Annotated in this window: 12 protein-coding genes, 1 tRNA gene and 1 pseudogene; 8 read left to right on the plus strand and 6 right to left on the minus strand. The window is 72.0% G+C overall.

What is annotated here, in order from left to right; translation table 11 throughout:
• Positions 1–65: 65 nt before the first annotated feature.
• Both AB4039_RS28995 and AB4039_RS29000 read right to left on the minus strand, forming a co-directional pair.
• The gene (locus tag AB4039_RS28995) at positions 66–1112 is read right to left on the minus strand and encodes a toxin glutamine deamidase domain-containing protein (RefSeq protein ID WP_442272175.1); all 1047 of its coding nucleotides are present in this window, start codon (positions 1110–1112) and stop codon (positions 66–68) included.
• Between the two features lie 86 nt (positions 1113–1198).
• Positions 1199–2776: a beta-N-acetylhexosaminidase gene (locus AB4039_RS29000; RefSeq protein WP_442272176.1), complete on the minus strand. Its 1578-nt coding sequence runs from the start codon at positions 2774–2776 to the stop codon at positions 1199–1201.
• Between the two features lie 52 nt (positions 2777–2828).
• On the opposite strand from AB4039_RS29000, the gene AB4039_RS29005 reads away from it, so the two are divergent.
• The 3 genes from AB4039_RS29005 (at position 2829) to glmS (ending at position 5994) form a co-directional block, all read left to right on the plus strand.
• On the plus strand, positions 2829–3716 hold the full coding sequence (locus AB4039_RS29005) for a DUF4429 domain-containing protein (protein WP_266839163.1): 888 nt from the start codon (positions 2829–2831) through the stop codon (positions 3714–3716).
• A 107-nt stretch (positions 3717–3823) separates the two neighbouring features.
• Positions 3824–4099, plus strand: a complete 276-nt coding sequence (locus AB4039_RS29010; protein WP_030008735.1) for a hypothetical protein — start codon at positions 3824–3826, stop codon at positions 4097–4099.
• Between the two features lie 77 nt (positions 4100–4176).
• Complete coding sequence (gene glmS / locus AB4039_RS29015; RefSeq protein WP_266839166.1) at positions 4177–5994, plus strand: glutamine--fructose-6-phosphate transaminase (isomerizing); 1818 nt, start codon at positions 4177–4179, stop codon at positions 5992–5994.
• Positions 5995–6081: 87 nt separating this feature from the next.
• Here glmS and AB4039_RS29020 read toward each other — a convergent pair whose 3' ends face one another.
• Positions 6082–6651: a GPR1/FUN34/YaaH family transporter gene (locus tag AB4039_RS29020; protein WP_266839167.1), complete on the minus strand. Its 570-nt coding sequence runs from the start codon at positions 6649–6651 to the stop codon at positions 6082–6084.
• A gap of 99 nt (positions 6652–6750) precedes the next feature.
• Entirely contained in the window at positions 6751–7281 is a 531-nt protein-coding gene (locus tag AB4039_RS29025; RefSeq protein WP_030229460.1) for a universal stress protein, read from the minus strand.
• Positions 7282–7664: 383 nt separating this feature from the next.
• On the opposite strand from AB4039_RS29025, the gene AB4039_RS29030 reads away from it, so the two are divergent.
• The 4 genes from AB4039_RS29030 to AB4039_RS29045 all read left to right on the plus strand — a co-directional run bounded on the left by AB4039_RS29030 (position 7665) and on the right by AB4039_RS29045 (position 10508).
• Positions 7665–8102 (plus strand): hypothetical protein, encoded by a 438-nt coding sequence (locus AB4039_RS29030; protein ID WP_442272177.1) that lies wholly within the window; start codon positions 7665–7667, stop codon positions 8100–8102.
• A 376-nt stretch (positions 8103–8478) separates the two neighbouring features.
• Positions 8479–9654, plus strand: a complete 1176-nt coding sequence (locus AB4039_RS29035; RefSeq protein ID WP_266839169.1) for a helix-turn-helix domain-containing protein — start codon at positions 8479–8481, stop codon at positions 9652–9654.
• Between the two features lie 84 nt (positions 9655–9738).
• Positions 9739–10341 (plus strand): oligoribonuclease, encoded by a 603-nt coding sequence (orn, locus tag AB4039_RS29040; protein WP_266839171.1) that lies wholly within the window; start codon positions 9739–9741, stop codon positions 10339–10341.
• 94 nt (positions 10342–10435) lie between these two features.
• Positions 10436–10508, plus strand: a tRNA-His gene (locus tag AB4039_RS29045).
• Between the two features lie 178 nt (positions 10509–10686).
• Here the strand turns inward: AB4039_RS29045 and AB4039_RS29050 are convergent.
• Together AB4039_RS29050 and AB4039_RS29055 are read right to left on the minus strand one after the other, a co-directional pair.
• Positions 10687–10940: pseudogene (locus tag AB4039_RS29050) on the minus strand (LacI family DNA-binding transcriptional regulator); the annotation flags it as partial.
• A 57-nt stretch (positions 10941–10997) separates the two neighbouring features.
• Entirely contained in the window at positions 10998–11819 is an 822-nt protein-coding gene (locus AB4039_RS29055; RefSeq protein ID WP_442272178.1) for an NAD(P)H-binding protein, read from the minus strand.
• A gap of 285 nt (positions 11820–12104) precedes the next feature.
• On the opposite strand from AB4039_RS29055, the gene AB4039_RS29060 reads away from it, so the two are divergent.
• A complete protein-coding gene (locus AB4039_RS29060) occupies positions 12105–12602 on the plus strand; it encodes a MarR family transcriptional regulator (protein WP_266839174.1) in 498 nt (165 codons plus the stop codon).
• Positions 12603–12652 lie beyond the last annotated feature (50 nt).

Below are 12652 nucleotides of genomic sequence, written 5' to 3' on the forward strand. Positions count from 1 at the left end.
ATCCGGCTGTGGGCTGCCCGGCCGAAGCGGTCCGCACCTCTCGGCGGCCGGACGACACCCCGCACTCACCCGAAGGCGCCGCCCCCGAACCCCCGGGCCGCCCGTCCGCCCTCGGTCCCTCCGGGCCGCGGCACGGCGGCCCGGGGCCGCAGCCGCGCGAACACCAGCTCCAGCACACCGACGGCGTCCAGCCGCGCCAGACCGCCGGTCATGCCGTCCAGGAACACGACGCTGCCGTTGTGGTGGTGCGCGTACAGCAGGTGCCCGCTGACCTCGGTACCGCCGATCACCCGGCGCACCCACACGACGCCCTGGGTGTCCGGCCCGGTCTCCTCGACGCGCAGGATCACCTCGTCCCAGCTCGCGCAGCGGATCTGCTCGGCGGTCGGGAAGTACCGCTTGAGCAGCAGCTCCCACCAGCCCGGCGCTTCGTGCGCGGGCTGCCACGGCAAAGGCGTCGACGGCGCCCCGGCGATGGCGGCGGCCACGGTCACGACACACCCGCGCGAGTTCAGCCGCCGCGCCTGGACCTCGGGGTCCCGTCGCTCGGGAGCCTGCGTGTACGCGGCCACGTCGCCCCACGGATCGTCGGAGGCGGGATGGAAGGGCGTCCCCGGGCGCTTGGGCACGACCAGGGAAGCGGCCAGCATCGGCGTCCGCGGATACCCCGGCTGCTCAGTGGTCCGGCAGGCGAACAGCCACGTTCCCGCATCCTCGGCGATCGGTTCGATCCCCACCAGCTCGACGAGCCCGCGGTACGTGTCGAGAAGCCACTCCAGAGCCCGCTGCCACGGCTCGGCCTTGCGGGTCCTCGCCAGGTAGGCCACCCTCCATCCGCCGTGGCGTACGTGGGCCAGGAACTCGTCCATCGGCAGGTGCGACGGAGGGAACTGCACCGCGGCGCCGTCCTTCGGAACGAGCACCACCTTGGTCAGCGGACCGACCCAGTGGTCTCCGGCGTCGATGCTCTCCTGTGTGTCGAAGCGGATGGCCCAGGCCAGGTCGAGTTCCTCGCTGAGCTCCGGCTGGAGGACTATCGTCCACGGCTCGTAGGCGAAGGCCTTGGCGAGAGAGGGCTTCGCCGCCTCGACGGCTTCGTTCAGCGTGAGCATTTCTGATTCCTGACGGCGCCACCGGTAAAGGACATGGGGGATCGGCCCATCAGATCGTCGCACGGACCCCGGCGGGCCCGCCCCGGCTACTCCCAGGGCACCTCCGGGGCCCGGTAGTAGGCGATCTCCTGGGCGTCCAGGCGGGGGGCCTGGGCCGCCAGGCGTTCGCGGTACGCCGGCCAGTCGAGGGCGCTCGCCGGGGACCAGCCCAGTTCCGCCAGGCCCAGGACGCGGGGGAAGGCCAGCAGTTCCCAGTCGGAGCGGTTCGCGACGGTCTCCGTCCACAGCGGGGCCTCGACCCCGAGGACGGCGGACTCCGGGAGGCCGGGGAGGTAGGAGCCCGGGTTCCAGGAGTAGGAGCGCTGCACGGGGACGTAGCCGGCCCAGGCCAGGCCCGGCTTCGTCGCCGTGTCGTACTTCATGTCCAGGTAGGCGCGGTCGGCCGGGGAGAGGATCACCGGGTGGCCGGACTTCCCCGCCGCCACGACCGCCGCCTTCTCGGCGGCGGCCGTCCTGTCGTGGCCCCAGTACTGGAGCACCGCGCCCGGCGCCGGACGGGCCGACGCGAGCTGGTGCCAGGCCACCACCGTCTTGCCGTGGCGGGCCACCACCTGCTGGGCCCGGTCCATGAAGGCCGCGTAGTCCGCCGCCGGGGTGGCGCGGGCCTCGTCGCCGCCGATGTGCAGGTAGCGGCCGGGGGTCAGCTCCGCGAGCTCGCCGAGGACCTGGTCGATGAACTCGTAGGTCCGCTCCTTGCCCACGCACAGCGAGCTGAAGCCGACCTTGATCCCGGTGTAGCGCTCCGGGGCCTTCCCGTCGCAGGTCAGCTCCGGGTAGGAGGCGAGCGCGGCGTTCACGTGGCCGGGCATGTCGACCTCCGGGACCACGTCCACGTACCGCTCGGCCGCGTACGCCACCAGGTCCCGGTACTCCTCCTTGGTCCAGTGGCCTCCGGGCCCGCCGCCGACCTCGCTCGCGCCCCCGTACTGCGCGAGCCGGGGCCAGGAGTCGATCGCGATCCGCCAGCCCTGGTCGTCCGTGAGGTGCAGGTGCAGGGTGTTGATCTTGTACTGGGCGAGCTGGTCGACGTACCGCTTCACCTGCTCCACCGGGAAGTGGTGCCGGGCCACGTCCACCATCGCCCCCCGGTACGCGAACCGCGGGACGTCCACCACCGTCCCGCCGGGCACGCCGCCCGCCCCCCGGACCGGCACCAGCTGGCGCAGCGTCTGCCCCGCGTGGAAGAGCCCGGCCGGGGTGCGGGCGGTCAGGGTGATCCCGGCGGCGGTGGTGCGCAGCCGGTAGCCCTCCGCGCCGAGTTCCGCGTCCCCGGTGTCGAGCCGCAGCCGGACCCCGTCCCCGTCCTCCCCGTCGACCACCGGCAGCGGCAGCCCGCCGGGGCCGCGCAGCTGCTCCGCGAGGAGCTCGCCGACCCGCCGGACCTCCTCCGGCGCCGCCACACCCGTACGGATCACCGTGCCCGCCCCGAAGACGTACGGGGCGCCTTCGGCCCGCGCGGAGGCGGGCGCGGGCAGGAGCCGTTCGTAGGGGGCGGGGGCGGCGGGGCGGCGGGTGGCCTTGGCGTCGTCGCCGTGGGCCGCGGTGCAGGAGACGACCGCCCCGAGGGCGAGGAGGGTGCCGAGCGTGCGTCGCAGGACTCTCATGCGCCCAGGTATAGGCCAACCGGCCCTGGATTGCCGATGGGAGAATCTCCGCATGGCGGAAATCATCCAGAAGGACGGCACTTGGACCTTCGACGGGGACGCGGTGCGCATCGTGCCGGGCCGCGACAAGGGGGTGGGACTGCTCCGGCAGCACCTCGGCGAAGTGGTCGTACCGCTGCGGGCCGTCGCGGGGGTCAGTCACGAGCCGGGCCGCAAGGCGGGCCGGCTGCGGCTGCGGCTGCGGGACGGGGCGGACCCGCTGCTCCAGGTGACGGGAGGGCGGCTGCCGGAGTCCTCGGACCCCTACCGGCTGACGGTGGAGCCGGACCGGACCGGGGTCGCGGAGTACTTCGTCGACGAGCTCCGCAACGCCCTGCTGCTGGACCAGGTCGATCCCGGCCCCTCGGACGCCTACCTGCTGCCGGGGCCCGCCGTTCCGATCTCGGTCGGCGCGGGTGACGGGTCGGTGGCCTTCGACGGCGACCGGGTGCTGCTGGACTGGAACTGGACGACGGAGGAGGCGAAGCGTTCCGGCGGGCCGCGGGAGTTCCGCGTCGGCGACGTGCGGTCGGTGGAGTGGACGCCGTCCAGAGGGCTGGAGCACGGCTGGCTGCGGTTCACCCTGACGGGTGCCACGGCGGCGGCCGCGCCCAAGTACGACCCGCACACCCTGGAGCTCTTCGGTTTCAAGAAGGACCCCCTGATGGCGCTGGTCGCGGCGGCCGTGGCGGCGCGGATCCCGCACCCGGCATCGCCCGCGCAGGCCCCCGCGCCCAAGGCGCTGCCGCTGTCCGAGGCGCGCGCGGCGCTGGCGGGCGAGCCGGTGGACCACGACACCCTGCTGCGGCGCCTGCGCGAGCTGGGCGAACTGCATCAGACGGGCATCCTGACCGCCGAGGAGTTCAGCGCCGCGAAGGCCGCCATTTTGGGCCGTTTCTGACCGACCCGGACCGGAATTACCCATTCCCCTGGTCCAGACCAGCTGGATCCTGCCCGATTTCGGGCAGGATCTTTGCGTTCCAGCCCGTGGACCGTCAATATCTACAGGTGCTCGACCGCCGCCCGTCCCATGACGACCTCGTCGACCACCTGGTGCGCAGCACCGCGCTGCAGCGCGGAGAGGCCGCCCGGGTGGTGCTCGACGTGCTCGCGTACTTCGACGAGACGACCGAGGAGTTCGTCCGTCGTCGTCACCGCGAGCTCCAGTCGGGCGGCGCGGTCAACGCGGAGATCTTCGAACGGATCGCCGCCGAACTGCCGCACCGCGCCGTGGCGCCCCCGGAGCTCTCGCTCCGGCAGCTGCGCCGCATCGTCTACGGCTGAGACGGCCGAGACGGCCGGCCGGGAGGGCCGGGACGGCACAGGGCACGGACACCGAACTACAGGAGGGGCAAGACCGTATGTGCGGAATCGTGGGTTACATCGGCAAGCGCGACGTGGCACCGCTGCTGCTGGAGGGTCTCCAGCGGCTGGAGTACCGGGGCTACGACTCGGCGGGCATCGTCGTCAACAGCCCGAAGGCCGCGGCGCTGAAGATGGTCAAGGCCAAGGGCCGGGTCCGCGAGCTGGAGTCCCGCGTCCCCAAGCGGTTCGCCGGCACCACCGGCATCGCCCACACCCGCTGGGCCACCCACGGCGCCCCGAGCGACATCAACTCGCACCCGCACCTGGACCCCGAGAACAAGGTCGCCGTCGTCCACAACGGCATCGTCGACAACGCCGACGAGCTGCGCGCGAAGCTGGTGGCGGACGGTGTCGTCTTCGTCTCCGACACCGACACCGAGGTGATCACCCACCTGATCGCCCGCTCGCAGGCCGACAGCCTGGAGGAGAAGGTCCGCGAGGCGCTCAAGGTCATCGAGGGCACCTACGGCATCGCCGTGATGCACGCCGACTTCGCCGACCGCATCGTCGTCGCCCGCAACGGCTCCCCCGTCATCCTCGGCATCGGCGAGAAGGAGATGCTCGTCGCCTCCGACGTCGCCGCGCTGATCGCCCACACCCGCCAGGTCGTGACCCTCAACGACGGCGAGATGGCCACCCTCAAGGCCGACGACTTCCGCACCTACACCACCACCGGTACGAAGACCACCTCCACCCCGGAGACCGTGGAGTGGGAGGCCGCCTCCTACGACATGGGCGGCCACGACACGTACATGCACAAGGAGATCTCCGAGCAGCCCGACGCGGTCGACCGCGTGCTGCGCGGCCGGATCGACGACCGCTTCAACACCGTGCACCTGGGCGGCCTGAACCTCGACCCGCGCGAGGCGCGCGGCATCCGCCGGGTCAAGATCCTGGGCTGCGGCACCTCGTACCACGCGGGCCTGATCGGCGCCGGCCTCATCGAGAGCATGGCCCGCATCCCCGCGGACGCCGAGCCGGCCTCCGAGTTCCGCTACCGCAACCCGGTCGTGGATCCCGACACCCTCTACATCGCCGTCTCCCAGTCCGGCGAGACGTACGACGTGCTCGCGGCCGTGCAGGAGCTCAAGCGCAAGGGCGCCCGCGTCCTCGGCGTGGTCAACGTGGTCGGTTCCGCCATCGCCCGCGAGGCCGACGGCGGCGTGTACGTGCACGCCGGCCCGGAGGTCTGCGTCGTCTCCACCAAGTGCTTCACCAACACGGTCGTGGCCTTCGCGCTGCTCGCCGTGCACCTGGGCCGGATCCGGGACCTGTCGGTCACCGACGGCAAGCGCATCATCGAGGGCCTGCGCAAGCTGCCCGCCCAGATCCAGGAGATCCTCGACGGCGAGGACGAGATCAAGAAGCTGGCGGCCGAGTACGCCGAGGCCAAGTCGATGATGTTCATCGGCCGGGTGCGCGGCTACCCGGTGGCCCTGGAGGCCTCCCTCAAGCTGAAGGAGATCTCCTACATCCACGCCGAGGCCTACCCGGCCTCCGAGCTCAAGCACGGCCCGCTCGCCCTCATCGAGCCCGCCATGCCGACGGTCGCGATCGTCCCCGACGACGACCTGCTGGAGAAGAACCGCGCGGCGCTGGAGGAGATCAAGGCCCGCAGCGGCCGCATCCTCGCGGTCGCCCACCGCGAGCAGGAGAAGGCCGACCACACCATCCTCGTGCCCAAGAACGAGGACGAGCTGGACCCGATCCTGATGGGCATCCCGCTCCAGCTGCTGGCGTACCACACCGCCCTGGCCCTGGGCCGGGACATCGACAAGCCGCGCAACCTGGCGAAGTCGGTCACCGTCGAGTAGCCGGACCGCCACCACCACGGCACGCACGAAGCGGCCCCCGGGGAACATCCCCCGGGGGCCGCTCGCGCGCGTACGGTGCCCGGCCGCTCAGCCCGCGGCGACCGCGCCGCTGCCGGAGGCCTTGCCGAGCGCCGTCGGCCAGTGCGCCAGCGCGGCGGTGGCCCCGTACCAGGCCAGCAGCCCGGAGAGCGCCGCCACCCAGCCCGCCGCCTTGCCGAGCCCGTCGCCGCCGGCGAAGGCGCCTATCGCGAGGAGCACCAGGGAGAGGGTGAGCAGGGCGTAGACGCCCTGGCCGAACAGTCCGCTCGCCGCGCTCACGGTGAGCGTCAGCGCGAGCAGGGCGAACAGGGCGAGGAACAGGCCGGCCGCGTGCGGCGAAACCTTTCCGCCGGCGCCGCCGGCCCAGGTGAACCAGAAGGCGCCGAGGCCCGCGAACGCCGTGCCGTTGAAGCCGTTGCCGCCCCGGAATTCGAGGAGTCCGAGGACGAACAGGGCGAGACCGCCGACGTACATGGCGAGCGACACGGAGTCGGCCACGGTCACGCCGCTGACGACGCCCGTGTGGCCGATACCGAACGCGAGAAGGGTGAGCCCCAGGGCGATGTTCCCCAGGGTCGAAGTCGAGGCCGTGCTTCCCGCAGAGACACCGTTGTCCACGGCGGGCTCCCTTCGATCTGCAGTTGTTTGCTGCGTCCCAGCAGCATTTATCTACCCTTTACAAGGGGGTTCACAACCGCACAACCGACGTACAGAGGGTTACGGAATGACAACGACGGGTCGCTGCGCCCGCTTGGCCAGCCGGCCCGCCACCGAGCCGAAGATCCGGCCGACGATCCCGTGCGTGGAGCCGACCACGATGGCGTCGGCCGAGTACTCCCGGCCGACCTCCTCCAGCTCGTGGCAGATGTCCCCGCCGCGCTCGACCAGGATCCACGGCACCTCGGACAGGTAGTCGGCGCAGGCCAGCTCCAGCCCCAGCACCTCGGTGCGGTGGTCCGGCACGTCGACGAAGACGGGTGGCTCGCAGCCCGCCCACACCGTGGTGGGGAGCCGGTTGGCCACGTGCACGATGATCAGACCGGAGCCCGAGCGCCGGGCCATTCCGATCGCGTACGCGAGGGCCCGCTCACTGGACGTGGAGCCGTCGAAGCCCACCACCACGCCGTGCCGGAAGGCCGGGTCGCAGGGGAGTCGGGTCTGTTCCACCGCGCGCAGGTCGCTCGATACGGAATCGGCGAGGGGTTTGCGCTTGCGGTCCGCGGGTTCGGAGAATTCGTGACCGGCCATGGGTGTCTCGGTGAAGAGTCCTCGGGGAAGCGACAGGGGCGATTTCGACGACGCAGGTGTGTGACGACGCAGTGTGTGACGACGCAGGTTTTTGACGACGCGGGTTTTTGACGACGCAGGGTGACGGAGCTCTGTCCGGGAAGCATCTTCCCAAGCCCTTACCCACCAGGGTACGGCGACACTCCTGTCCTGCACAGGGCATGCCGCCCTTGGAGAGCGTCCCAGGGAGCATGCCGGAGCGACGGCGCCTTGGCAATGGCGACTGTCCCCTACAGCCAGTGACGAGAGGCCCGCGCGCCACCCGTGCGCGCAGTGACCGAGCCGCGCACCGGGGCGTTGGACAGACGTCCGACCGTCCAGGAAGAGCCCGCAGGGAGTACGCCGTGCCCGGCCATCCGGTTCATCCCGCCCAGCCCGTCCAGCCCGCTCCGCCGACGCAGTCCCTCCCGTCCCCGCACTCCGCCGCCGGGTCCCACGCGCCCTCCGTTCTTCACCCGTCCGTGCGGTCCGCCGGGCGCGCCCCTGACGACCCGGCGGGTGACGTGGTGCGCTGGGCCGCTTTCAGCTGCCTCCTCGTTCCCGTCGTGCTGGTCGTCTACGGGACCTCCTACGGCGGGGCCGCCGTGGCGACGCTGGGGCTGGCCGCCGTCACCGCCGCCTGCCGGGTACTGCTGAGGCACTCGGAGAAGGCGGAACGGGCCGCCGCGCGGGTGCGCTCGGAGGATCCGCTTCCGCTCGGCCACCGGGGCCGGCACTCCCGCAGCGGGGCCGGTTCGCACCGCGGTTGCCACGGTTCCGGCGCCCTCTCCCCTCACGACTGACCGGTTCGCACGTACACACCCGCTTGTTTTCAGCCAACTTCCGGACCACGTGCCCCCCTTGCCGGAATGTCCCCCCAACCCCCCTACCACCAGCGACTACAAGCCTCGGGGGGCGCTGAGACCCTACGGGTACTGGCCATGGCCGGACAGCGAGCTTCCCACCCGGGTAGCGGAGTGGAACGCTTCCTGATCGAATGCTTTTCGCCAAGTTGCCAAGTCGACATAGCGCTCCGTGCTGAACTTGTCACGCCGACACCACGGGACGCAGTAGATTCGATCATGTATTTACGGCGGGGGATCCACGTGCAAGGCCGAGGGGAAACGTGCAGGTGCGACCAGACCAAGGAGTCGCGACACCCAAGGGGGGCTTAGCGCCATGAGCCAGGATTCCACCGCCGCAGTCGTCGCCGACGCGGGCCGGAAGCTCGCGGGGCGTCGCCGCAGGGAGATCGTCGCCGTGCTGCTGTTCAGCGGCGGGCCGATCTTCGAGAGTTCCATTCCACTTTCCGTGTTCGGCATCGACCGGCAGGACGCGGGAGTTCCACGCTATCGACTGCTCGTGTGCGCCGGGGAGGACGGTCCACTGCGGACCACCGGCGGACTCGAACTGACCGCGCCGTACGGGTTGGAGGCGATCGCCCGGGCAGGCACGGTCGTCGTTCCGGCCTGGCGCTCCATCACTTCACCGCCGCCGCCGGAGGCCCTGGACGCCCTGCGTCTGGCGCACGAGGAGGGGGCCCGGATCGTCGGCCTGTGCACGGGAGCGTTCGTGCTCGCCGCCGCCGGGCTGCTGGACGGCCGGCCCGCGACGACGCACTGGATGTACGCGCCGACGCTGGCCAAGCGCTACCCGTCCGTCCACGTCGACCCGCGCGAGCTGTTCGTCGACGACGGCGACGTGCTGACGTCCGCGGGCACCGCGGCCGGAATCGACCTGTGCCTGCACATCGTGCGCACGGACCACGGCAGCGAGGCGGCCGGGGCACTGGCCCGCCGGCTCGTCGTCCCGCCGCGCCGCACGGGAGGCCAGGAGCGCTACCTCGACCGGTCGCTGCCCGAGGAGATCGGTGCCGACCCGCTCGCCGAGGTCGTCGCCTGGGCACTGGAACACCTCCACGAGCAGTTCGACGTGGAGACGCTGGCCGCCCGCGCCTACATGAGCAGGCGCACCTTCGACCGGCGGTTCCGCTCGCTCACCGGCAGCGCGCCGCTCCAGTGGCTGATCACCCAGCGGGTGCTCCAGGCACAGCGGCTGCTGGAGACCTCCGACTACTCGGTCGACGAGGTCGCCGGACGCTGCGGGTTCCGTTCCCCCGTCGCGCTGCGCGGGCACTTCCGCCGGCAGCTGGGATCCTCCCCGGCCGCCTACCGCTCCGCCTACCGGGCGCGCCGGCCGCAGGCCGACGTGTCCCCGGTGTCCGAGCTCTCGGGCGGTCCGCTGCCGCACCAGCGCACACCGCAGCCCCAGCGGGCGGCGGCGGCCCTGGCCGCCTCCGGTCAGAGCGTGACGGAGCTGTACTCCCCGGGACGGGTCCTGCGCGAGCACGCGTAGCGGCCACTCCCGGCATCGCCTGACGAAGGTCCCCCACATCGGCCGAGCACCAATGTGGGGGACCTTCGGCATAAGGTGGGGCGCATGAACGATCGCATGGTGTGGATCGACTGCGAGATGACCGGGCTCTCGTTGACGGACGACGCACTTATCGAGGTGGCCGCACTGGTCACCGACTCGGAACTCAACGTGCTCGGCGAAGGCGTGGACATCGTGATCCGCCCTCCGGACCGGGCCCTGGAGACCATGCCGGACGTGGTGCGCGAGATGCACACCGCCTCCGGTCTGCTCGACGAGCTGGCCGCCGGCACCACCCTGGCCGACGCCGAGGCCCAGGTCCTCGCGTACGTGCGGGAGCACGTCAAGGAGCCGCGCAAGGCGCCGCTGTGCGGCAACTCGGTCGGCACCGACCGCGGATTCCTGTTGCGCGACATGGCCGCGCTGGAGGGCTACCTGCACTACCGGATCGTGGACGTGTCCTCGGTCAAGGAGCTGGCGCGCCGCTGGTACCCGCGGGCGTACTTCAACAGCCCGCCGAAGAACGGCAACCACCGGGCGCTCGCGGACATCAAGGAGTCCATCGCCGAGCTGCGCTACTACCGGGAGGCGGTCTTCGTGCCGCAGCCCGGACCCGACTCGGACACCGCCCGCACCATCGCCGCCAAGCACGTGGTGGCGGGCGAGTAGGACCCCGGAGAGGGGGTGGGGGAAAAGGGTGGAGCGAGCACCCTCCCGGACCCTGTACCCTTTTCTTCGGCCGGTCGTTCTGCGACCGGACATGGTGGGTGTAGCTCAGTTGGTAGAGCACCTGGTTGTGGTCCAGGTGGCCGCGGGTTCAAGTCCCGTCACTCACCCTGCGGGAAGGCCCCGGTACGCGGAAGCGGACCGGGGCCTTCTGCATTCCCCTCCCCGCCCCCGGGACGCTCTACGAGGACCCGCGGACCACCAGCTGCGTCGGCAGTACCACCGACCAGCGCCACGTCGCCCGGTATCCGACGGCCGGCCGCGCGCAGCCCGGCCAGCGCCCCGGCCGCGCGTTTGCGGGTCGGGGACGACCAGGGCGACGGCGTCGGCACGGTCGGCGGCCAGCGCCCGGGCGGCCCGGTGGGTACGTATCCCAGCTCGGCGACGGCGGCCTCGACGGCGGCCCTGGTCCGCGCGCTGACCCCGGGCGAGCCGTTGACCACCCGCGAGACGGTGCCGCGCCCCACCCCGGCCCGGAGCGCGACCTCCTCCAACCTGGGCCGGCCCCCGCTGCGCCCGTGAGCCTTCTTCGCTCCCTCCAGGCTGCGAATCTACTCCCGGCCTGCCCGTCGGCGCCCTCGGAAGGCCGTCGGGACCGCTCAGCCCCCGAAGGCCTCGGAGTGGTCCCGGGCCCAGGTCTCGAAGGAACGGGCGGGATGCCCCGTGAGGCGCTCGACGGCACCGGTGACCGGGACGGGAAGTCCGTCGGAGGCGGCCCAGAAGTCGAGGAGGGCGTCGGCGTACGGGCCGGGTATGTAACCCTCTACCTCGGCCTTCCACTCCTCGGGGGTGACGGCGGCGAAGGGCACGGGCCGGCCGAGCACGGAGCCGAGTATCGCGAGCTGCGCGGTGAAGGTCAGCGCCTGCGGGCCGGTCAGGGTGTGGGCGCGGCCGCCGAGGGCCGGGTCGGTCAGGACGGCGAGGGCGGCTTCGGCGATGTCGGCCTCGTGGACGGGGTCGGCGTAGGAGCCCGGGTAGGGCAGGTGGACCGGCCGGCCGGACTTCAGCGCCCAGGACCAGCCCATGGCGTTGCTCGCGAAGGAGCCGGGCCGCAGCAGGGTGCTGCGCAGCGGGGACGCGAGGAGGGCCTGCTCGACGGCGAGGTGTCCGGCCGACAGCGGGCTCCCGGCCGGATCCGGGCCGAGCACCGAGGAGGAGGACAGCAGGACCACGTGCTCCACCCCGGCGGAGACGGCCTCCTCGACGAAGGCTTCGGCGGCGGAGGCCTCGGCGTAGAGGAAGACGGACCGGATTCCGGCCAGGGCGGCGGGAAAGGTGGCGGGGTCGGAGAGGTCGCAGTGCACGGCGCCGGGGGTGTCCCGCTCCCGCGAGCCGACGCGGTGGGAAATCCCGCGGGCCGAGAGGAGGCCGCCGAGGTGGCGGGCGACGGCGCCGCGGCCGCCGGTGACGAGGAGGGACATGGTGGGACTCCTGATTCATAGGTGTTGCTGGTGTTGCTGCCGTCGGTGTGATCGCAGGTCCGTGGGGCTGCCCGCATTGGCGTGCGTGTCGTCATGCGTGTCGTCATGCCTGACGTCATGCCTGACGTCATGCATGTCGTCAGGCGGCGGTCGTCGTGCGTGTTGCCGTCGCAGCCGGCGCCACGGCCTTCGGGCCCCGGTAGGGTGAGCAAGAGTTACGTGGTGCAGATTCTGCGTCATACATTCACTGCGTGACACAGACAAATCTCAGGCATGGAGAAGCCGATGTCAACCGATTCCCACCGTTCGGGTGAGTGGAGCCGCGCCGAGCTGATGGCGCGCATCGTCACCGAGAGCCAGCGGCACTACGCCGACTACTCCCTCTTCACCCAGGCCATGGCCGACCACGTCGGCCTGCACCCCACGGACATGCAGTGCGTGGCCCTCCTCGACATGGAGCCCGGCCCCGTCTCCACCGGTGACATCGCCCGCCTCACCGGCCTGACCTCAGGCTCCGCCACCCGCCTCGTCGACCGCCTGGTGAAGGCCGGGGTCGTCGAACGCCGGGCCGACCCGGAGGACCGGCGGCGCTCCCTCGTCGTCCTCGCGCCCGCCGCCCGCGAACGCATCGGCGCGGCCTGGGACGTCCCGGGCCGCGCCTTCGGCGCCGTACTGGACGGCTACTCGGACGCCGAGCTGACGGTCATCGCCGACTACCTCCACCGCGCCGCCGAGGTCGGACGGGCCCAGACGCAGCGGCTGCGCGCCGAGGACCACGCCTGACCGCACCGTGAACGGGGCTCCCGGAGGGCGGCCCGGTGATCGGCCGGCTC

The organism is Streptomyces sp. M-16 (assembly GCF_052114405.1).
Classification (GTDB): Bacteria; Actinomycetota; Actinomycetes; order Streptomycetales; family Streptomycetaceae; genus Streptomyces.